Source organism: Chryseobacterium sp. MYb328 (genome assembly GCF_037572595.1).
Taxonomy (GTDB): domain Bacteria; phylum Bacteroidota; class Bacteroidia; order Flavobacteriales; family Weeksellaceae; genus Chryseobacterium; species Chryseobacterium pennae.
On the sequence record NZ_JBBGZQ010000023.1, the window covers coordinates 88,630 to 110,094 of the forward strand.

The following is a 21,465-nucleotide window of genomic DNA, read 5'->3' on the forward strand; positions in this document are numbered from 1 at the left end:
GCGTAGAAACATACAATGAAACATACCACCAAAAAAGCGTTGTACATCAATGGTATAATGCTCTTACTTCCTTTTGCTCTATCAGCGCAGGAAACCCATTCTATTTTCGGAAAAGTACTGAATCAGGAGGGAAAAATAATTTCTAATGCCTCGGTTTCCATTAACCAGGGAACTGTCACCACAACAAGTAAAGACGGGAAGTTCCAGTTTGAAACTCCGGTTCAGTACCCGGCTCAGTTAATGATTGATGCCAAAGGTTATTCCGGGTCTAATATTATGCTGGATTCTTTGTCTTATGATGATAAAAACGGAATCACAATTCGTTTGGTGGAAAATCAAACGGATCTTCAGGAGGTTTTGATTACAGCCCGCAGAAATAACTCCTATCTTACCAATAATTTGGAATTGGGTGGAAAATTTTCGGGAAATCTAAAGGATCTTCCACAATCAGTTTCTATTGTCAGCAGCGAATTTATGGAAGACAAGCAGGCATATACCACCCGCGATGTTGTACAGGATCTGGCAGGAGTAACCACAGCTTCGTCTTACGATGATCTTATTATTCGTGGTTTTAAAAGTGGTTATGAAACCGGAATTCGGCTGGTGAATGGGTTACGTTCAGGGTACAGCTATGGAAACAGCTACTACCGTTCGCCTTTAACGATCAACCTGGAAAGTGTTTCCGTTTTAAAAGGTCCCGGTGCTTCGTTATTCGGAGATGTAACTCCTGGAGGAACGATCAATATGGTGACTAAAAAACCATTGGATAAGCAGAAAGGTTCTATTAATTTCTCTGTCGGCAGTTTCCAGACCATCCGTACAAGTATTGATCTGACAGGACCGTTGGATAAAGAAAAGAAAATTCTGTACCGCCTGAATGCAGGGTATGAAGACAGCAAAACCTTCCGAAATGTGAATCAGCAGAAAAACTTTATGATCGCTCCGTCTTTTACCTTTAAACCATTGGATGGAACTCAGGTAGATATAGACCTTGTATATGATCAGTTTCATGGATATCTTGACCGTGGAATGGGCTTAAGAAACAATGACTTTTATGCTCTGGACCGCTCTTTTACTTTAAGTCAGCCATCGGATTTTTATAATACCAAAACACTGTCGTTAAGTGCAAGATTAAGCCAGCGCCTTACTCACAATCTATCATTGAACGCCAGCTATATGAAGTCGATCTATCAGGAAGATGTGAATGAACACCGCACCCTGAACAGCTATGCTGATGCTCCTAATAATACGATTATGAATATGCGTTTCTTTGACCGCCATGGAAAAGACTACACCGATAATTCCGTAGTTTATCTGAAATGGGATCTTACGGGGCACAAAATCGAAAACCACATCGTAGCCAAAGTAGATTACGCCCAATATGAAGGAGACAGTAACAATCAGCAGCGTGAAGCAAGACAACAGAGAATAGATGGTAAAATTGTTCCATTAACATTCGACCTTAATAATCCTACTTATACTACTCATGATCTGGGTAATTATGTATGGTTATCTCAAGGAAATTATCCTTTTTTAAGTCCATATAAAACTACCGGAATCTATGTACAGGATCAGATTTCATTTGCGGACCGATTAAAACTTATTGTGGGACTGCGTCATGAGCATTATTATTCTGAAACAGTAAGTGGTAAAGACCGTTTTCATGCCACTCAGAATGCATGGCTGCCCCGTATTGGGCTGACATATCAGATTAACGATCAGGTTAATTATTTTGCAAGTTATTCACAGGGATTTGCGCCGGTTGGGGCTAATTTTATCCAGAATTATCAGGATTATGGTTCTGACAAACCTTTCACTGCAGAACACAGTTTCCAGATTGAAACAGGGCTAAAAACGGGGTTCTTTAAGAATCAATTACAAATGGATCTGTCCCTTTTCCAGATTGAGCGCCAAAATATACTGATTGCAACAGGGGAAATCAGTACAACAGGATTTCCGGTATACAGACAATCAGGAGAAGCTGTATCAAAGGGTATTGAACTGGATATTCGCGGACAGTTGACCAAAGAGTTTCAGATTATGGCCAACTATACCTATGATGATACGGAGGTAAAATCTTCTTCCATTGCTTCAGAAGTAGGACAAGCTCTGCCTGGAGCACCTAAAAACATGGCTAGTTTATGGATGAAATATGTTTTTTCAACCTCTGCTGTGAAGGGACTTGGCTTTGGTGCCGGAATGTATTATGTAGATACAAGACGTATGGATAACAGCATAGGAAAAAACAGCAATGGAAGCGCCCTTTGGGGAGAATGGCCATCTTATACGACTATAAATGCGGCAGTTTACTATCATATCGGAAAAATGAAAATGGCAGTGAATGTCAGTAATATTTTCGACAAATATTATTTCCTGGGCGGGTTCGATTATACACGGGCCTTCCCTGGAGCTCCCAGAAATGTAACGGCTTCTGTGGGATATTCTTTTTAAACTTATTTTTAATCTTGATAAAGCCTGGGGTGTTTTTTACATTCCGGGCTTTTTGTTGGAAAATGCAAAGATTTTATCTCCGATAAAATTGAATACTGCTTTATCTTCATATGCCACGAATTCACGAATAAATAATTTATATGCAACTCGAAAATCTATGTCCCTATGTGGTTGAAAAAAATAAACCATAGGGACATAGATTTATAGGATAATGTAAAATTTATTCGTGAATTCGTGGCTTAAAAACAGCTACCCATTAGCTAATATATTAATTATTAGCCTATTTTTGTAACTTCAATTTATTAAAGAATACTGTTACTTTTCATTATGGACCATGATTTTCAGTTTCATTTTATTGAACCGGATCAGAGTATTTCAGATTTTGTGGAAAATTTGGGAACATTCCATAATCATTCTGATGAAGCTAAGGAAGTTGTTATTATTCCGGATGGAAGGGTTGATCTATTTTTCATGCAGTCTCCCTCAGAACCTTTTCATGTTGCCCTGATCGGATTGGAAACCTATCCTGAACAAAGACAGATCCCACCCCAAACCCAGGCTTTTGTAGTGAGCTTTAAACCTATTGCTGTGGAATATATTTTAAATACAACCATTGCTGATGTATTAAATACAGCAAAGAAGCTTCCGCAGGATTTCTGGGGATTTAAGGCTGAGGATTTACAGGACTTTGAGCTTTGCTGTACAAAAGCCACACAAAAAATACGGGAACTGGTTCCTCAGAAAACAGATGAGAGAAAACATCAACTTTTTGAACTTATGTATGCTTCAAAAGGAGAAATTAGCGTAAAAGACCTTTCAGAAAAGGTAGGCTGGAGCAGCAGACAGATCAACCGTTATTTCACAAAGCAATTGGGCTTATCTTTAAAGGCCTACTCTACTATCTTGCGTTTCAGGGCTTCTCTGGAACATATTGCAAAGGGTAAATTATTTCCGGAGCTTAATTATACAGACCAGAATCATTTCATTAAGGAAGTGAAGAAGTTTTCAGGTGTTGCCCCCAAAGAATTATCAAAAAACAAAAACGACCGATTTATACTATTATCAGTATTGAAGGGGCAGTAATTTTGTCCTGTAAAATTTAAATACAATGCTGATAGACAATATATCAATAGCCATCGTTGGTGGTGGCCCTGCCGGACTTACACTGGCCAGACTTTTACAGCTGAAAAATGCAAATGTAAAAGTATATGAGAGAGATTTTAATAAAGAAGCCCGTGTGCAGGGCTCTCCTCTCGACATGCATGAAGATTCAGGGCTGGCAGCCCTACGTAAAGCCGAATTATTAGAAGAGTTTAAGAAAACATTCCGTCCGGGTGCAGATAAAATGCTCATTGTGAATGAACAGGCAGAAATACTGTTCAGCGACCATGATACCAAGCCAGAGGAAGATTTTGGTGCCGAACATTTCCGTCCTGAAATAGACCGTGGACCGTTGAGGAATATGCTGCTGGACTCTCTTCAACCGGAAACCGTTGTTTGGGACAGTCATTTTTTATCCATGGAACCTCAAAATGATGGCTGGATGCTTCATTTTAAAAACGGAACATCGGCTTATGCTGATCTTGTGATTGCATCAGATGGTGCTCATTCTAAGATCCGCCCCTACCTTACAGAACAGAAACCGGTTTATTCGGGAGTTATAATGCTGGAAGGAATTGTTTCAAAAGAACATGCCCCTCATATCAATGCATTGATTAACGGTGGAAAAATAATGGCTTTCGGAAAGTCTAAGAATATTCTGATGGGACAGAAAGGCAATGGTGATCTTGGTTTTTATGCAAGTTTTAAAGCTGATGAAAACTGGACAATAAACAGCGGACTGGATTTCTCTGATAATACAGCAATCCTACAATGGTTTAAAACAGAATATCCGGAATGGAGTGAAATATGGTACGAATTGTTTGAAAAAGCCACAATTCCTTTCATCCCCCGTCCTATTTACTTTATGCCTTTAGATCAGACCGGGGAAACAAGATCTAATGTAACATTAATGGGTGATGCCGCTCATGTGATGCCTCCGTTTGCAGGAGAAGGGGCTAATATGGCGATGCTTGATGCTCTTGAACTCAGTGAATATTTAACAAATAACCATTACAGTACTTTACAGGAAGCTATTTCTCAGTATGAAATTACGATGAGAAAACGAGCTGCAGCTGCTACCAAAGATTCTCTTGAAAATGGAGAACGGATGCATTCTGAAACAGCTTTAGCAACCATGCTGGAATTCTTTAAAGAACATTGAAACAAACAGGAAGAAAGGCTTGAAGGGTTATTGGATGCTCCTGATCTAGCTCTTTAATAGGATTCAATAATGTCCTGCTTTCAGTCTCCTTACTGTATCATATTTCTACCCATGAAAAAAAGCTGCCTCCCTCAAGGCAGCCATTTTTTCGTCTTAAAAATAAATAGTTTTTCTCTCCTTAAGATCCTGATTTTGGAGATTCATTTGTGTGTGTGTTTTGGTTTGTATTTTTATTTATTTTTTTCTTATAATTAAAATATTTTAGAGGATTAATAATTGTTAAAACAGGTACCAGAATATGACTAAGCAAAGTGATCACTCAATGACAGTCATTTATATTTTGGGAATAAATAGCTGTCTCAGGGGTAAAGACAGCTATCTTCCAACTAAAACAAATACTACTTTCATCTCCGATAAATTCCATTCCCGGAGCCCCATTTGTGTTTTATTTTTTAATCAACTTCGTATTGTAAGTATTTTTATCATCTTTGATGGTAACTACATACATTCCTTTTATTAAAGAAGCTACGTTAATTCTCTGACCATCAATCTTACCTTCCTGAACTAATCTTCCATCCGCAGAATAGATTTTGTAACCTGCTTTACCTTTTAAGTTTTTCACTTCTACGAAAGTATCGGCAGGGTTAGGATAGATAGATACTTCTGCCGGTTTTGTACCTCTTACCTCGTCTGTTCCTAATGTTTCTGAAATTTTAACCGGAAAATCTTTAAATGAACCATATGAATAGATTTCTCCTCCTTCTGTATAAGTTGGAAAACCACAAGGTCCGCTTGCTGCATTGAAAGAAGTACTGGCCACTCTCATTCTTAAGGTCTTATCTCCTGCATAAGCACTGGCTGGAACAGTAAAAGTCATTGTTCCTGCATGTAGAGCATTACTGTCTGTAGCCCCACTATTGGAACCAATTTTTTCTGATTCTTCGAAAATACCATTTCTGTTATAGTCAATCCATACTTCTATAGTATCAGGATAACTATCGGATTCAAGTTTATTACCTACATTAATGTAAGATAATGTGAACGATGATCCTTTTGTTAGATTAATTAATTTGTCTGCATCTTCGCTATAGTCCAAATAGGTTCTAAAAATAGTTTTATAAGTTGCATCTAAATAGTTTAAATTAGCCAGGTTTAGTTTAGCTAAGCCGGTATTAAGTGCCAAATTTGCAAAACTGTTGCCTCCGGTTCCCATTAAACAATAATCTACTCCGGTTTTTAATCCTTTCGTTTTAAATGCATAAGGAGAGGAGAATGTTCCGGCCACTGTATTCACTACCGCAGCCACCTGAACCTCATAATTGGTTTCATCCTCAAGGGTACTTAATGATACTGAATTGGTAGTACTTGGAATATTTGTCCAGTTTGTAGTTCCGGTTTTTCTGTAATTAACAGAATAGGTAGCACCTGGAACGCCATTCCAGCCTATAACTGCTGATGTTTTCAATACTTCCGCATCAATGGCAGACACTCCGGTTGGTGCATCTGTAGTGGATGTTGGCGCTGCTCCGATAGTAATCTTAGGAGATACCGCGTAGAATATATTTCCAATGGCAGAAATTTTCAGTTTAATGGGTCCTGTTACTCCTGAAGGTATCTGAGTGGTATAACTTCCCGTATTAGGTGTAGAAGCTACAAGTTCTGTCCAAGATGATCCGTTAACAAGATCTGTTGTATATTCTATTTTTACATTAGCTACGTTATAGGGGGCATTATTAGTATTTACGACATCCCATGCAATGGTATTGACAGCATTATTATAAAATACTGTAGCATCACTAAGACCTTTAAATGTGAAAGGACCATCTTCTTTAACATCCACACTAGTTTCGGCAGATACCAGCATAGGAGTAGTATTCTCATCTCTAACAGTTACAGCATAATGAAGAAGTCTAGGAATATAAGAAACACTTTCCCATTTTGTTTTATCAGTCAACTTTCCAGACATTACTATAGGAAGGCTTGGAAAATATCTTCGTCCACTTGTTGTTCCGAAATAAGATCTTGTCAATGCTCCCTGAGCATTATATCCCCAACCGATATCGCCGGAAACTGAATGAAAGGCATCTACGCTGTCATACTGTTCCCAGGTATACTTAATAGGATCTGCATCTGTAGCAGAAGCTTCCAGGTAATAGGCAGTCCCCTTAGGAATACTATAAGAAGGTAAAGGTGAAATTACAGGAGCTGTATTGGTTACGATATCCTGTGATGTTCCACAGCCTTGTTTACTATCCAGGCTATTTAACACCTGGCCAACAGAGAAATAATGAAAATAAGCATCTGTTACCATCTGAACATTATCTCCGGTAATCCCGGCATATCCCATTATCGTGGTTCCGCCTCCAGGTTCAACATTTGCTCCGGATCCTTCTGATTTATGCGAGAATGTATGGTTAGCTCCCAGCTGATGTCCCATTTCATGAGCAGCATAATCAATATCAAACGCATCTCCTACTGGATTCTCCATCTGAGTAAATGCAGATCCTTTTGCCAAAGGGTCTGCTGCTGTAGGGTTAACACATGTAGACCCAATGGATCCTGCATTACCATTTCCTCCTACTGCATGAAATACATGTCCCATATCATAGTTTTCATTTCCTACATCCTGAGTCAGCATTTGCTGGAGCTGAAGGTTAAATGAAGGATCATTATCTGTTGCAGGAGGAGTATAAAAATCTGTTGCAGGATCTGTATATATGATATTTGGAAGATCCTGGATAATCAGTCTAATCCCGAAATCTTTCTGAAAAATTCCATTGACACGGTTCATGGTGGCATTCATTTGCGCTACAGTATTAGTAGTTCCTCCATTAGGGTCAAACTTTTTCGTATATTCTCCTGTCACAGCCAACGCAAGTCTATAGGTCCTGAATCTTGTACTTGCAGGTCTGTTGGTAATACCGGCATTAATATTAGAAAGGTTTTTTTTTCCATTAATCTCTAATGCTTTTATACCTTTAAGGTTTTTCTCTTCTGTTGTACATTCAAATCCATGCTCTCCTTCTGTTCTTTTTGTTTTATAGAAAACTCCATATACCTTCTTATCGGTAGTAATAGGTTCTATAAACTGAAACACACCATCTTTGATAATCATCGACTGCATTTCTGTAGGAGAAGTACTGAATCGTAAATATTTAGATGGATCATCTACCCCTGTTCCTACATAAGATCCCAGCTGGTATCGATCGGCAATAGATTTCTCCATTACCGGATCGCTGTACACAGCAAATCTTTCAATTTTTCCTTCTGCAGTAGGTAAAGAAACAATCACTGCCTGTGCGCCTTTTCCGGTTTCCACAGCATTTTTTAAAAGGCCTCGTAATGACTGTAAATCTAATTTGTAAGAATGTTTTACTTCAACTTCTTTTCTGATTTCAGACCTCATTTGTGAAGTTGGTTCCCACCTTTGTCCATAAGCACATACCACTCCCATAGCTAATGCACTTATCAATAATACTTTTCTTTTCATAGATTTTATTTTATGCTTTTTTGTTTTTTAAGCAGATTATTCTTTTATGAAAAACAATCAATCATCCAATATTAATTATGAATCATTTAAATAAAAACAACATAAATAACTCATAAAACATAAAAAACCTCAATTGTTCAATTATATCATATTACAGAACACTTACAAATCTATATTTTTATTCCAAAAAAGAAAAAAAACAACCTACTACACCCATACAACATCACAACAAAACACTGTATTACAATACATTACAAAAAAAAAGCAAAAGAATTAAATAAAAAAATAAATATTACTGATTAACAAAATAGGTTAAGGAAATACATAAAGAAAAATGATACAAAACATTGTATAACGCTCATGATATATCACATCTGCCAGAGTAATAAAGCTCTTTTTTTCAAATTTTCAAAGATCAGAACACAAAAACACAAAAAAAGCCCAAAGCATTAATTTATAGATATTTAATCCTAAAAAAAACTGCTGTAGTACTCGTGTAGTAGTTCTTTTTTTTAGTATTTGATTAAAAATTTTCAAATTTGAACAGAGAAAGCCAAATGGCGAAAAAAAACATTTCGAATACTGCCTGATGTGATGAATCAGGCAGTTTTTTTTATACTACGTTAAATCATCAAAAAAATGATACGTATCTGTTTCTGTCGGGATATTGAGTTTTTTCCGGATTCTGTACTTCTTCTGCTGAACCGTCCTATGCTGAACAAGGGTATAATGAGCAATTTCCTTGGAGGAAAAATGCATTTTCAGCAGGGCACAAAATGCCAGCTCAGAGTCTTCGAGATTGGGATTAATAGTTAAAAGATTACTGATGAACTTCGGATATGCTTCTTTAAACTGATTGAGAAATTCAGGATCGTTGTTTCTGGCCAATTCCATAATTTCTTCATCTTTTTTATTGTTCATTATGTTTTTTAAAGATTCTGATTCGAGTCTAAGGTTCTTCTTTTTCGTTCTCAGGATATTGATCATCTTCCAGGTATAGATTCCCAAAAGAAAAAGACCAGCAACAGACAGGAAAATAACCCATCTTATATTTCTTTCATGTCTTTCCGAATCTTTCTTTGCTTCCAGAATAAAAGACTCCATATCCTGATTAATCGTTCTCAGCAATGCGCTGTTGGTTTTATCTGTGGCATCCGCATAAAGCTGTAAATAATAATATGCCTTATCCTTATCTCCTTTATCCTCATAGAGCCGCTTTAAATCATTGTAGATATACTTGGTATACTGAGCATAAATGTGTCTCGTTTTCTTATCAATTTCTAAAGCCCTGTTTAAGGCTGCCTCTGCTTTATCAAACTGTTTCTTTTGAATATAGCCCTCTCCCAATATTGTATTTGCTGCAAGAGCATCTACATCCATAGCGGCCTCCGGATTTGGATCTTCAATAATTTTCCGTAAATATATTTCAGTAGAATCCAATTTCAATTCAGCAAAACTGGTATAATGATTTCCAAAAAATAAATTGATCCGCCTTGAATGATCAATGCTTTTTGCTTTATATAGGTAGAAAATTGCTTCTTTATGTCTTTTTTTCAAATTAAGATAATCTGAACTATAGCCATAAGTTTCTGCCATAAGTTTTCGGGCAAATGCAGATTTTTGATCATTTTCAAGATACTTTATTGCTTCCGCATTATTTTGAAGAGCCTGATCTAGTCTTCTAAGCTCTGCATTAAAACGGGCATAATTGCTATTAAATACAGCTTTATGTAGATTATTGTCTGATTTTTTTAAAATTGCATCCGCATTTTCAAAAAGGATTTGTGCTTTTTGATAATTCTCCAAAGTTGTATTTACTCTTGCCAGATTCACGTAACATAATGCCTTTCCTTCCTCATAGCTCATCTCTTCAGCCTGTCTGTAATAGTTTTTATTCAGATTGACGAGAGAATCATATTCTCCCAAATTCCGGAATCTATCATTCTTTTCCAACAACGGAATATCAAAACTGTTTTCATACTTCCGGTTGTCAGAACTGCATGAAATAAAAAAAAGAAGGAATATATAAGGAAAAATGCGGAACATCATACTTATTACTGGTGAGGTATCTTAAAAAAGCAATTAATCAACTGATATTATCAAAAAAAACATAAATATCTGTTTCGGTAGGAATATTCATTTTTTTTCTAATCCTGTATTTCTTCTGTTGAATAGTCCTATGCTGAACAAGCATATAATTGGCGATTTCCTTGGAACTGAAATGCAGTTTCAGCATGGCACAGAAAACCAATTCTGAATTTTCAAGCCCGGGATTAATTTCTAAAATCTGCTCTATATATCCCGGATATACTTCTTTAAAACTGGAAAGAAACCCAGGATCATTCCTTTTGGCCATCTCAATGATCTCTTCATGCCTGTTATCATTAATCCGGTTCTTAAGATTTTCAGCCTCTGATTTCAGAGCCGCCTTTCTTCGTCTTAATGTATTGATGATTCTCCATGTATATATAGCCAATATGGAAAATCCTGCAAGAGACAGAAAAACAACCCACTGTACCTTACTTTTATGTTTTGAAGTATCATTTTTTGCTTCTGAAATAAAGGACTCCATATCCTGATTGATGGTTGCCAGTAAAGCAGTATTGGTCTTGTTTTTGGCTTCCGTATATGCACTCAGATAAAAATAGGCTTTTTCCTTATCCCCGGTTGATGCATATAAAGATCTCAGGTCATTATAAATATATTTGGTATACTGTGCAAAAATGCGCCTAGTTTTCTTATCAATTTCCAAAGCTGTCAGAAATTCTTTTTCAGCCTTATCATATTCTCCATAAGCCATATAATACTCCCCCATCACCGTATGAATATTGAGGGCATTAGCATCTACTTTTTTGGACTCAATCATTCTATTGTAGGCTCTTGTTATATACTTATAGGCAGAATCTCTATTTCTATGTATGTATATGTAATCCCCTATAACACTCCCTACAATCCCATCCTCATCCAGAGCTCTTGCTTTATGAAGATACTCCAACGCAGAGTGATATTTCTTTTTGTGACTGTAATAAATTCCCTGCCGTAAGCAGATATTATAAAGAACTGTTTTTCTCAATTCAGAATTTTTGCTTTTCTCAATATGAATCAATGCCTCTTTGTTATACTCGAAAGCCTTATCCACTCTTCCCAATTCAAAATTGAGCCGGCTATAATTATTATAAAATATGGCTTTATGCAAAGAATTATCGGAGTCTTTCAGAATGTATTGAGCATTATTAAACAGAATATTAGATTTCTGGTAATTTTCCAATGACATATTAACCTGAGCTAAATTAATATAGCATAACGCTTTACCATCTTTATACCCAATTTCTTCTGCTTTTCTATAGTATTTTTTATTAAGATTAACCAGAGAATCGTACTCACCGGCAAGACGAAACTCTTCATTCTGCTTCATTAAGGGAATATCAAAATTCTTTTCATATTTCCTGGAATCAGGGCCGCAGGAAATCAAAAGAATGAGTAAAACAAAAAGAAGAATGCGTACCATAATGTTTTTCCCTTTAACTAAATGATGTATAAATTAAGATTAAAAAATGATTTTTCCAGACTTGTGGTGTTACATTTTCTTTAAATTATCTATATATATTTTATTTTTTAACTGTTTATTTTATCAAAAAAGTCATAAATATCCTCTTCTCCCGGAATATTAAGCCTTTTTCTGATCCTGTATTTTTTTTGCTGAACAGACCTGTGCTGTACAAACGTATAATCTGCAATTTCTTTGGATGAAAAATGAAATTTCAACATGGCACAAAAAGCCAGCTCAGAGTTCTCAAGATCCGGATTAATTTTCAGAAGAGCATTTATAAAATCCGGATACAGTTCTTTAAATTTCATCAGGAATGCAGAATCATTTTTCTTAGCAAGCTCAGTAACCTCTTTTAGCATTTTTGTTTTAACATGGCTCTTAAGTTCTTCTGTCTCTTCCTTTAGAGCTCTTTTTTTCAACCTTTGGGCCCGAATTGTTTTCTTTACATATATCCCGGAAACGGTAAGTGCAGTAATGGATAATGCAATAGCCAAAGGCAGATCGCTTCTATGCCAATCCGATTCCGGTTTCATTTCAGAAATAAAATTTTCTGTGGCTTTATTCATTGTATTTATTCGGGCAACATCCAACCGCCCTTCTTCTTCCATATATTTTTGCAGATAATAATAAGCCTTACCACCATCATTTTTCTTTTTATAAAGCTCTGCAAGAGATTTATATACATTATTGATATGTGAAGAATATGTACGCCTTGTTTTTATATTGATTTCCAGTGCTTTTTTAAGTGCTTTTTCTGCCTGATCATTATTATTAATTTCATTATAATAGTATCCCATCGTGTAATATACCCAAAGAGATTCTGCATCACTGGTCTTTTCATTGAGCATCTTCTCTTCAGACCTTGCAATATAAATTCCGGCAGAATCCGGCTGATGTCTGAACAGATAATACTGGGCAACCATACAGTTGCTGTAGGCTGAGTTTTCTAATTTATTCCCTTTCAGAAAAGACTTTAGCGATGTCCCATACCATCCTTTAAAAGCAAAACTACTTCCTTTATTGATATACAGTCTTGAAAGCAGTTTCTTTTTGAGTTCCGAGTCTTTTGCTTCTTTCAGATAAAGAAATGCATTATTATTACATTCTATAGCCTTATCATATAATTTAAGATGAGAATAATACTGGCTATAATCATCATAAAATACAGCTTTATGAAAGCCATTTTCTGAGTTTTTAAGATCTTTTTCCGCTTTATCGAAAAAAAACAGCGCGTTTTCATAATTTCCGGCAGATATATTTACCTCTGCCATATTAAGATAACAAAGACCTATTCCCTCTTTATATCCCATTTTCGCAGCTTTTTTCAGATAATCGATATTCAGTTCAATAAGTGCTTCATATTCTCCAGAAAGTTGTAAATCTGAGCTCTTTTTTATCAGTGCAGTATCAAAAGTGTCTTTTTCTTTATCCTGAATATTTTTATTACAGGAAACAACGCACAGCAAGAGACCTATGCTTAATGCACAGACCATCAGACTTCTTATGACTGTTGTATATGTTGTATTATTTTTAATAATGGCCAGCTTTTATTTCCCCTTTAAAACGCATACCTACCTACACATGCCTTAATAGATGAACAGAAAATATTATTTTATTGATTTTTGTGTCAATCTATATTATAAATATACATAATTTATATCATCAATGCTTATATAAAATCATGTGAATATGAAAAATAATATACTCCCTTTAGTTTTCTGCAACCTAGTTAATACATTAAATTCAAAATTGAAAATCAATATTTTATAATAAAAAATTGTTATCTATTCAACAACAGTTGTATGATTAAGTAACTCCCTGCCTTTTTATAATAAGACAGTCTGAAATAATATTTGTTACATTTTTCATTCAATTTTTATCTGATAAATCTTATTCCTTTTTTCTTTACTATCAAAAAATCCTGTTATATTCATCTTTTTTTAAAGAAACTAATTTTAAAACTTTTTATTATAAAAATCAACTATGAATATTGAATATCGAAAACTTCTGGCTCATGAAAGTAAAATATAGGGACATCCGTCTGGAAAGCCTGGAACAGTTCCCTGATTCCTTTGCAGCCAGTTATCAGGAATCCCTGAAAACCGAAAAACTTAGCATGGAAATCAATATTGAAAATCAAACTCCTGGAAAGGTTGCCTTCGGTGCTTTTGCTGATCAAAGACTAATCGGCATTTGTATATTTGTTAAAAATGAAAACAACTCCGCAAGCATCTACCAAATGTATGTAAAGAAAGGCTTTCAGGGAAAAAATATAGGATCTGGCCTTGTGCAGGCTGTCATTCATGAGGCTAATGAGAAGTTTACTGTCAATGAAATATATTTAGAGGTCGCTGCTAACAATCATTCAGCATATCAGCTATACAAAAAGAATGGATTTAAAGACATTAGCAATGAAAATGGAGCAAACGACACTTCAGAGATTGTTATGAAATATACTGTATAAAAACAAAAAAAAGAACTACAAAGCTGTAGTTCTTTTGATCTGTGACCCGGCTGGGATTCGAACCCAGGACCCATACATTAAAAGTGTATTGCTCTACCAGCTGAGCTACCGAGTCGGTCACTTATTTTTTCAAATAAATCTCTTTGTTTAAGAGATTGCAAATATAGAAAAAAATCCTTTAAATCCAAGCCTCCACAAGCTTTTTAGCTAAAAAAAATATCTTTCATTCCTGATATGAATTAATAATTTTCACTAATCCCAACTCAGGTAAAAACTCAAATTTCTGATAATAAATAATTTGCAATAAAAAACGCAATGTAAAGCGAACATTGCGTACTCATAATTCTATTGTAAAAATTTATCTTAATTACCAAAGAAGAGGCGCTTTGTCCCCATTCTTATTTTCAGCATAATAAAGAGAAGGAAGAACCTGGGCCAGATAAGTAAATTCACTATAACAATGCTCCATAAGCCCGAATCCAACTTCATCCGGCAGCTGATTTTCACTATCTGCCATTAATGCACCAAGATAAAAATGACTTCTCAAGGTAGAACCCTGCACCGTATCCCTGACTACATGGAACATATAACCATCCACCGGATCACCGTTATCATCTAAAAGTGTATCTTCACCAAAGCCTATCCTTGCATACACCACTGCACTCACAGCCCCTTCAGCATAAGCCTGGTTCAAGATATCCACATCAAATATTTCTGCAGGATCATGAAATTTTATAGTAGCAGGCACCGGAGGAATATCACCCAGAGATTCTGTAGCATGTATGGTAGCCCCTATATAATTTTTATTTTTGATCCATTTGCTGTCCCATCCACCGTGTTTCACATGGTCATGAGGGTGCCATAACTTAAGGTCTGCCGTTGTTTCAAAATATTTGAACCACCAATCCAGCATTCTTCCTTTACAATTGTGCAGAACATTTCTCATGGCAATGTGGAGCATTCCGTTCTCTAACCTCCTGATTCCTGCTTCCAGGGCTAAGGGTTTAGGAGATAAAAGAGCATTGATATCCCCGAACATGACTTCTTCAGTTTTTTTTGTTGGTTTCATACCTGATATTTTAATTAGATTACCTGATCTCTCAATTGAAGAACTAACAGTAAGGATTATTTTGCCTCTTCCCCACTCGTTTTCTGAACTATTGATTGATGTACAAATTTAAATCAGCAAGAACCTGAGACAGCAGTATTATTTTCTAATCCACCGGTACAATTTGGAAATTCAGGATCATCTGATTACCCAACAGCACCTGAACTGTAAAACATAAAATGGATCTGAAAAGTTAAAAGTATACCTACATTTACAGGCAGGCATTATGTTTTTTGAATTCTTCAGGAGTCTGTCCTGTTTGTTTTTTGTAAAACCGGGAAAAATAGGCTGGATCTTCAAAATTCAGATCGAATGCAATCTCTTTTATGGTCAATTCTCCTGAAATCAGCATCCGTTCAGCCTCTACAATGACCCTTTCGTGTAATAGCTGTGTAAGGGTTTTATTCATTTTTTCCTTCAGAATCTGATTAATCCGTTTTTCACTGATCCCCATTTTTGAAGCATAAAATTCTGCTTTACGTTCAGTTTTATAATAGTCATCCATCAACATAATGAATTGATAGACCCGTTTCTGATGGATATCCTGGTTCAAAAAATAGTGTTGACTTGCACGAATCAGGTTTAGCAGAAAGACTTTCAGTAATGATTTTAGAACCAGATAACTTCCCATTGAGTTTTGATACTCTTTCTCAATCAATATTCTGAGGTATTGAAGTATTTCTACAACATCATTATCCAAACGAAGATGAGTATACTGCCCATATATATTGAAAAGATTGAAAACATCCAACGCAAACTCCCTGTCATCTTCTTCCAGATATTCTCTTTTGAAGGCTATGACATAGCCCTCCTTATTTTCAAAACTTATTTTTTCAGAACGATACAAAGGAATTAAATACATAGAATCTCCGTCACTGGTTTCCGGATCATTCTTAAACCAAATCATTTCAAAAAAGTCAGCCCGCCGAGAATTCTCCATATAAGGATTCTGGAAGCGCTGAAGTTCAAAAAAGGCAAACTTTAATGGATCGATCTGGTGAATGAATTTCATATTCCTGATTCAATTTTGTAGAACAGTACAAATATACGTGACTATTAGGTGAGAATACAATAAAAAATAACCACCGAAACAGTAGTTCTTTGTATTTATGACAGCACGGAGGGGTGATTTTACATTTTTATAAAAAATTAACCTTACTTGATTACTGTAGCTTTAAAAGAAAAAGATAAGCCAGCAATAGAACCAGCATCATACATATAAACAGTTATCGTATTGGCGGATGTTACTTTAGCAGTATAGATTGGGGGGAAATCTCCTGTTGGAATATTTCCTAAAGGATTTACAATAACCGCATCCCCTATTGCTGCTCCATTGACTGTTATTGTAAATGAATTCGGTGTACTAGCTCCCGGCATAGTCACAGTATTAGTTCCTGTTAGCAGTTGTGTTCCGCCACTACTGCTAGGCGTAGCCCAGGTTCCATCGCCTCTAAGATAAGTAGAAGAACCTGCAGTACCTGCAGTGGTCGCTATTTTTGCTACTGTTACAGAAGCATCTGCTATCTTGGTTGTAGTTATTTTATTGGTGCCAATGGTTAATGTACCAGAAGCATTTATAGTGGCATCTCCACTCATATTCACAGGAGTTCCAGGTGAAAAAGGCGCTGAGGAATTAGTCAAAATGAGTTGTCCTCCAGTGGTTCCATTAGAAAACCCAGCCCCGGTAATCCCAGTAGCTCCGGTAACTCCCTGGATACCTTGGGCACCTGTAACTCCTGTTGCACCTATTACTCCCTGAGCTCCTATAGGTCCTGTTGGACCAGTAATTCCCTGAATACCTTGAATACCAGTAGCTCCGGTAGCCCCCTGAATACCTTGAGCACCTGTGATACCAGTAGCACCTATTATCCCCTGAGCTCCTATAGGTCCTGTTGGACCAGTAACTCCCTGAATTCCCTGTATACCTTGAACACCAGTGGCTCCGGTAGCTCCCTGAATACCTTTAGCGCCAGTAGCCCCAGTAGCTCCTACTAACCCCTGAGCACCTACAGCTCCTGTTGGACCAGTAATTCCCTGAATACCTTGAGCACCGGTAGCACCTTGAGGGCCAGGAACAGAACTTCCCGAAGTTTTTGCATATAAAGCATAAGGCACGCTTAGCAACTGTGATATTCCTGTTATGGTATAATTATTTGCTCCGTTAGGATCTGTTTCCATTTTTATAAAGTAAATATCTGCTCCCCAGTTAATGGTAGAATACGAGCCACTTACTAAAGTCCCAGTACCAATTTTTGCAGTTACTAAACCATTCATATTGGTAGATTGAGATTGCGTCTCTGAGTATACTACAGTTCCTGCTGTGGAGCCTTTCAATATAGAAAATCTCATTCCTACAGTTTGGTTACTTACCAATTGATTACTTGAATTTCTAATAATAGCCTGATAGCTCATTGCATCCTGCACTTGTGAAAACATTAGAGCAGAAGCTAAAGAGGCTGCTAGAATGGAAAGCTTTTTCATAGGTAATTAGTTTTTATATTTTATTTGTTTTTTAGAACCTTAAAAATTTTGACATTCTTTCCCCCTTTTGATATTTTTAATAAATAAATTGAAGCAGGATATGGTGTCATTGTAATTTGAGTTTGCGGCTGAGTTATGGATTGGCTTGTCAGTAATTTACCACTGCCATCAAAAAGATCATAGTGATATTTACTGTAATCTTTAAATCCGATTTTCAAATTAAGAATATCTGTTGTGGGATTGGGAAAAATAGCAAGGTTCAAATTGATTTCAACAATATCGACTCCTAATGTCGGTATGATTTCATAGGGCTGCTGAATACCAGCAGCAACACTTCCTGCAGAAGAAGTTATGGTTTCATAAAAACTTTGACCAACAGAAGCTGCAACATTGCCTGTAGTCCCTGACATATCATTACCGCTAGTATTTACAATTTCCTGTGCAGAAATCTGAATAGAGAAACTAACAAGAAATAACGAAAGTGTAAAAAATGTAGTTTTCATATCATATAGATGTATATATTATTAGTTTTTCAATTATTCAAATATATAACTATATTATGACAACCATATTAATATATGATTAAAAATACAAATACTATATCAATCATATAACATCTTTCTTAATCATTCTATCATTTCATTTTATTTTAAAGCCTTGAAACAGCTAGATAAGTTTTCTTAAGTAGTCTCTATTTTGCTTTACAGAAGGACATTCCGGTCTTGAAAGAGCAGCTTTTTCATTACATTCATCAGCTTTTTTATACTCACCTAAAAAAGACAGGCAGACACAGGCTTCAATATTAGGTATATATCCTGAATAATCAGAAAATACAAAGCCTACCGAATGAGATATTGGCAGTCTTGTCGCCAGATCAAACCATTTAAAAGCCTGATTATAATCCTGTTTATCTTTATAGTAATAGCCTAATTCACAACAGATTTCTGGTCTGGGAATGTCATATTCGAAACTTTTCAGTAAAGTGGGTAAGATTTTTTCTTTAACACCATTTTTTTTATATTCAACAGCCAACTGCTGGCAACAGGTAATTACATCTTCTATCCAGCCTGATTCTGATGCTAAAAATCTTTCAAAAAAAGTTATTGCTTTATCTGTTTCATTGTGCTCTTTCAATTCTCTTGCATAATAGTACAGCTGTCTTGCAGAAAATTCTTTTCCACTTTCTTCTAAAGTTCTATATATATCAATATTTCTTGTTGAAATCACTTTAGATTCTTCTTTTTTATGCCAGACTTCAATCTCAGTATAGTGTATATTGCCTATCAAAGGAATACATTCGTGAACAGGCTCAATCCATTGATAATTCTTGCTCTTCTTGAATAATCTTTCACGCGTTGAATAAAAAGCCGGATTATTGTTTTGATCAAATGACAAAACGTATTTCATTGTGACAATCTCAATATCATCATTCAATTTTTCCTTCAGATCATTAATTTCCCTAACTGATTTTTCCGGGATAACATCATCAGCATCCAGCCACATCTGATAGTCCATAGTCGCTTTAGAAAATGCAAAATTACGGGCAGCAGAAAAATCATTAATCCATTCAAAATCAAACACTTTTTCTGTAAACTTTTCAGCAATTTCTTTGGTTCTATCCGTAGATCCTGTATCTACTATAATGATTTCATCTGCAAATTTTGCTGCGCTTTCCAGACATCTGCTTAAAAATTTCTCCTCATTTTTAACAATTAAGCATACACTTATTTTCATGGACTTTTAATAATTTTTATGGATATAAATATACTAGTATTAATTGTAGATTATAATAATGAAGTCACCCTGCAATTCAGGGAAAGGAAAGACAATCACTTTCTCTCTTCAGGTAAACTAAATCTTTTGCTAGTCTGGAGTTTTGAGCCTGATTCTAAAAAAAGAAATAATAAAGAAATTGTAAGGAAATATATTTATCAAAAATAGTTGACAAAACAAAAAAGAACCACTGAAACAGTAGTTCTTTTTATTTGTGACCCGGCTGGGATTCGAACCCAGGACCCATACATTAAAAGTGTATTGCTCTACCAGCTGAGCTACCGAGTCGGCCACTTACTTTTTCAAGTAAATATTTTTTAAGATAAAAACCACTGAAACAGCAGTTTTTTAGTTTGTGACCCGGCTGGGATTCGAACCCAGGACCCATACATTAAAAGTGTATTGCTCTACCAGCTGAGCTACCGAGTCGGTCACTTACTTTTTAAGTAAATCCCTTTGTTTAAGGGACTGCAAAGATAGAAAAATCTCCTTTAAACCCAAGTTTTTTTTAGCTTTTTTATCATAAATTTTCACTCTAAATCAGCAAACATCTGTTTATAAATTAATTATGTAATTTATTTTATAAAAAAAAATACCCTGACATCGGATTGTTTAAATTTCACAGAATTTCTTTCTGAATCAAAATCTGTAAATATTCAAATAAAAGCCACTTCATTACTTTATTGCTGTTTGTTATTGTATTTCTTATAAAGATGTTCTATTTTTGGGCAAAGTGCCATACAGCGCTATTCTTAATTTATCTTTTCAATAAATAAATCATCTCAAAATCACAGTTTCTATTTTTATTTATGAAATTAATTACTCCCAAAAGATTATCCGATGGTGATAAAGTGGCAAGCATTTCTATGTCATGGGGTGCTGCCGGAGATTTACCACACCGATATTTAAAAGGTAAGGAACGATTGAATCAGATTTTCAATCTGGAAGTTACTGAAACTAAGCATTCCCTACAATCTGCCCAATGGATCTATAATAATCCGGAAGCCAGGGCAAATGATCTTATGGAAGCATTTTCGGATCCATCTGTAAAAGCTATTATTTCAAATATTGGCGGTGATGACAGTATCCGGATGCTGAAATATATTGACCTTGATATTATTAAAAACAATCCCAAGATATTTCTCGGCTTTTCCGACAGTACCATTACTCATTTTATATGCCTGAAAGCCGGTTTAAGTTCATTCTATGGGACTTCTCTACTGGTTGGTTTTGCAGAGAACGGAGCTATGCATGACTACCAGATCAATGATATCAGACGAACTCTGTTCTCTTCTGCTGCTATCGGACAGGTTCATCCAAATGATGAAGGCTGGACTACTGAATTCCTTGATTGGTTCGATATTTCCCTTCAGGATGTAAAAAGAAAATTAATTCCTTCTACCGGATGGCGATTTATCAGAGGAAATTCTATTGTACAGGGACCACTGATTGGGGGTTGTATGGAAGTACTGGAAATGCTTAAAGGAACAGACTATTGGCCAGATTCTGAAGTCTGGAAAGACTCTATCCTGTTTTTTGAAACATCAGAAGGCAAACCAAACCCTGATTATATCAGATACTGGCTCCGAAATTACGCAGTAATGGGAATTCTGAAAAATGCCAAAGGAATTATTTTCGGACGGCCTTATGACAACCTCTATACTGAAGAATATGAAACTGAGCTGTTGAAAGTTCTGGACGAAGAAGGCTTAGATGATCTTCCGGTGATTACACAGATGGATTTTGGGCATACCTGCCCTACTTTCACCATTCCTTATGGAAAATTAGCAGAAATCAACTGTATTGATCAGACATTTTCTATCCTGGAAAACGGGGTTGTATAAAGTTTGACATTATATAAAACAGTTTCGGCGGGCCTTTGGCC

At 35.9% G+C, this 21,465-nt stretch carries 14 protein-coding genes and 3 tRNA genes; 5 read left to right on the forward strand and 12 right to left on the reverse strand.

Translation table 11 applies throughout. The annotated features are described in order from the left end of the window. Positions 1-15 precede the first annotated feature (15 nt). The 3 genes from WH267_RS19775 (at position 16) to WH267_RS19785 (ending at position 4,714) form a co-directional block, all read left to right on the forward strand. Positions 16-2,451: a TonB-dependent receptor gene (locus WH267_RS19775; protein ID WP_340010487.1), complete on the forward strand. Its 2,436-nt coding sequence runs from the start codon at positions 16-18 to the stop codon at positions 2,449-2,451. Positions 2,452-2,778: 327 nt separating this feature from the next. After that, complete coding sequence (locus WH267_RS19780) at positions 2,779-3,534, forward strand: helix-turn-helix domain-containing protein (RefSeq protein ID WP_340010488.1); 756 nt, start codon at positions 2,779-2,781, stop codon at positions 3,532-3,534. 25 nt (positions 3,535-3,559) lie between these two features. Continuing rightward, the gene (locus WH267_RS19785) at positions 3,560-4,714 is read left to right on the forward strand and encodes an FAD-dependent oxidoreductase (RefSeq protein WP_340010489.1); all 1,155 of its coding nucleotides are present in this window, start codon (positions 3,560-3,562) and stop codon (positions 4,712-4,714) included. A gap of 445 nt (positions 4,715-5,159) precedes the next feature. On the opposite strand, the gene WH267_RS19790 is transcribed toward WH267_RS19785, so the two are convergent. The 4 genes from WH267_RS19790 to WH267_RS19805 form a co-directional block, all read right to left on the reverse strand. Beyond that, positions 5,160-8,204, reverse strand: a complete 3,045-nt coding sequence (locus WH267_RS19790) for a reprolysin-like metallopeptidase (RefSeq protein ID WP_340010490.1) — start codon at positions 8,202-8,204, stop codon at positions 5,160-5,162. A gap of 618 nt (positions 8,205-8,822) precedes the next feature. After that, positions 8,823-10,253, reverse strand: coding sequence for a tetratricopeptide repeat protein (locus WH267_RS19795; RefSeq protein WP_340010492.1), 1,431 nt, complete (start codon positions 10,251-10,253; stop codon positions 8,823-8,825). 37 nt (positions 10,254-10,290) lie between these two features. Next, positions 10,291-11,712 (reverse strand): tetratricopeptide repeat protein, encoded by a 1,422-nt coding sequence (locus WH267_RS19800; RefSeq protein ID WP_340010493.1) that lies wholly within the window; start codon positions 11,710-11,712, stop codon positions 10,291-10,293. Positions 11,713-11,819: 107 nt separating this feature from the next. Beyond that, the gene (locus WH267_RS19805; protein WP_340010495.1) at positions 11,820-13,247 is read right to left on the reverse strand and encodes a tetratricopeptide repeat protein; all 1,428 of its coding nucleotides are present in this window, start codon (positions 13,245-13,247) and stop codon (positions 11,820-11,822) included. A 521-nt stretch (positions 13,248-13,768) separates the two neighbouring features. On the opposite strand from WH267_RS19805, the gene WH267_RS19810 reads away from it, so the two are divergent. Then, complete coding sequence (locus WH267_RS19810; RefSeq protein WP_340010496.1) at positions 13,769-14,218, forward strand: GNAT family N-acetyltransferase; 450 nt, start codon at positions 13,769-13,771, stop codon at positions 14,216-14,218. 42 nt (positions 14,219-14,260) lie between these two features. Here the strand turns inward: WH267_RS19810 and WH267_RS19815 are convergent. From WH267_RS19815 to WH267_RS19850, 8 genes are all read right to left on the reverse strand, one after another. Next, positions 14,261-14,333: transfer RNA gene (locus WH267_RS19815), tRNA-Lys, on the reverse strand. Positions 14,334-14,585: 252 nt separating this feature from the next. After that, a complete protein-coding gene (locus WH267_RS19820) occupies positions 14,586-15,287 on the reverse strand; it encodes a DAPG hydrolase family protein (protein ID WP_340010498.1) in 702 nt (233 codons plus the stop codon). Positions 15,288-15,537: 250 nt separating this feature from the next. Continuing rightward, positions 15,538-16,338: a helix-turn-helix domain-containing protein gene (locus WH267_RS19825; RefSeq protein ID WP_340010500.1), complete on the reverse strand. Its 801-nt coding sequence runs from the start codon at positions 16,336-16,338 to the stop codon at positions 15,538-15,540. A gap of 143 nt (positions 16,339-16,481) precedes the next feature. Continuing rightward, positions 16,482-17,807 (reverse strand): hypothetical protein, encoded by a 1,326-nt coding sequence (locus tag WH267_RS19830; protein WP_340010501.1) that lies wholly within the window; start codon positions 17,805-17,807, stop codon positions 16,482-16,484. Positions 17,808-17,827: 20 nt separating this feature from the next. Beyond that, positions 17,828-18,310, reverse strand: coding sequence for a T9SS type A sorting domain-containing protein (locus WH267_RS19835; protein ID WP_340010503.1), 483 nt, complete (start codon positions 18,308-18,310; stop codon positions 17,828-17,830). Between the two features lie 163 nt (positions 18,311-18,473). After that, positions 18,474-19,541 carry a tetratricopeptide repeat-containing glycosyltransferase family 2 protein gene (locus tag WH267_RS19840; RefSeq protein ID WP_340010504.1) on the reverse strand — a complete coding sequence of 356 codons (1,068 nt, stop codon included), beginning with the start codon at positions 19,539-19,541 and terminating at the stop codon, positions 18,474-18,476. A gap of 254 nt (positions 19,542-19,795) precedes the next feature. Next, positions 19,796-19,868, reverse strand: a tRNA-Lys gene (locus WH267_RS19845). Between the two features lie 68 nt (positions 19,869-19,936). Then, a tRNA-Lys gene (locus WH267_RS19850) sits at positions 19,937-20,009 on the reverse strand. Positions 20,010-20,389: 380 nt separating this feature from the next. Here WH267_RS19850 and WH267_RS19855 point away from each other — a divergent pair. Beyond that, positions 20,390-21,424 (forward strand): S66 family peptidase, encoded by a 1,035-nt coding sequence (locus WH267_RS19855; RefSeq protein WP_340010506.1) that lies wholly within the window; start codon positions 20,390-20,392, stop codon positions 21,422-21,424. Positions 21,425-21,465 lie beyond the last annotated feature (41 nt).

What these genes read in the sequence shown, in the direction of transcription:
- WH267_RS19840 (WP_340010504.1), bottom strand. Translation starts at nt 19,541, where the DNA reads ATGAAAATAAGTGTATGCTTAATTGTTAAAAATGAGGAGAAATTTTTA.
- WH267_RS19795 (WP_340010492.1), bottom strand. Translation starts at nt 10,253, where the DNA reads ATGATGTTCCGCATTTTTCCTTATATATTCCTTCTTTTTTTTATTTCA.
- WH267_RS19805 (WP_340010495.1), bottom strand. Translation starts at nt 13,247, where the DNA reads ATGGTCTGTGCATTAAGCATAGGTCTCTTGCTGTGCGTTGTTTCCTGT.
- WH267_RS19785 (WP_340010489.1), top strand. Translation starts at nt 3,560, where the DNA reads ATGCTGATAGACAATATATCAATAGCCATCGTTGGTGGTGGCCCTGCC.
- WH267_RS19790 (WP_340010490.1), bottom strand. Translation starts at nt 8,204, where the DNA reads ATGAAAAGAAAAGTATTATTGATAAGTGCATTAGCTATGGGAGTGGTA.
- WH267_RS19835 (WP_340010503.1), bottom strand. Translation starts at nt 18,310, where the DNA reads ATGAAAACTACATTTTTTACACTTTCGTTATTTCTTGTTAGTTTCTCT.
- WH267_RS19830 (WP_340010501.1), bottom strand. Translation starts at nt 17,807, where the DNA reads ATGAAAAAGCTTTCCATTCTAGCAGCCTCTTTAGCTTCTGCTCTAATG.
- WH267_RS19780 (WP_340010488.1), top strand. Translation starts at nt 2,779, where the DNA reads ATGGACCATGATTTTCAGTTTCATTTTATTGAACCGGATCAGAGTATT.
- WH267_RS19820 (WP_340010498.1), bottom strand. Translation starts at nt 15,287, where the DNA reads ATGAAACCAACAAAAAAAACTGAAGAAGTCATGTTCGGGGATATCAAT.
- WH267_RS19810 (WP_340010496.1), top strand. Translation starts at nt 13,769, where the DNA reads ATGAAAGTAAAATATAGGGACATCCGTCTGGAAAGCCTGGAACAGTTC.
- WH267_RS19855 (WP_340010506.1), top strand. Translation starts at nt 20,390, where the DNA reads ATGAAATTAATTACTCCCAAAAGATTATCCGATGGTGATAAAGTGGCA.
- WH267_RS19800 (WP_340010493.1), bottom strand. Translation starts at nt 11,712, where the DNA reads ATGGTACGCATTCTTCTTTTTGTTTTACTCATTCTTTTGATTTCCTGC.
- WH267_RS19775 (WP_340010487.1), top strand. Translation starts at nt 16, where the DNA reads ATGAAACATACCACCAAAAAAGCGTTGTACATCAATGGTATAATGCTC.
- WH267_RS19825 (WP_340010500.1), bottom strand. Translation starts at nt 16,338, where the DNA reads ATGAAATTCATTCACCAGATCGATCCATTAAAGTTTGCCTTTTTTGAA.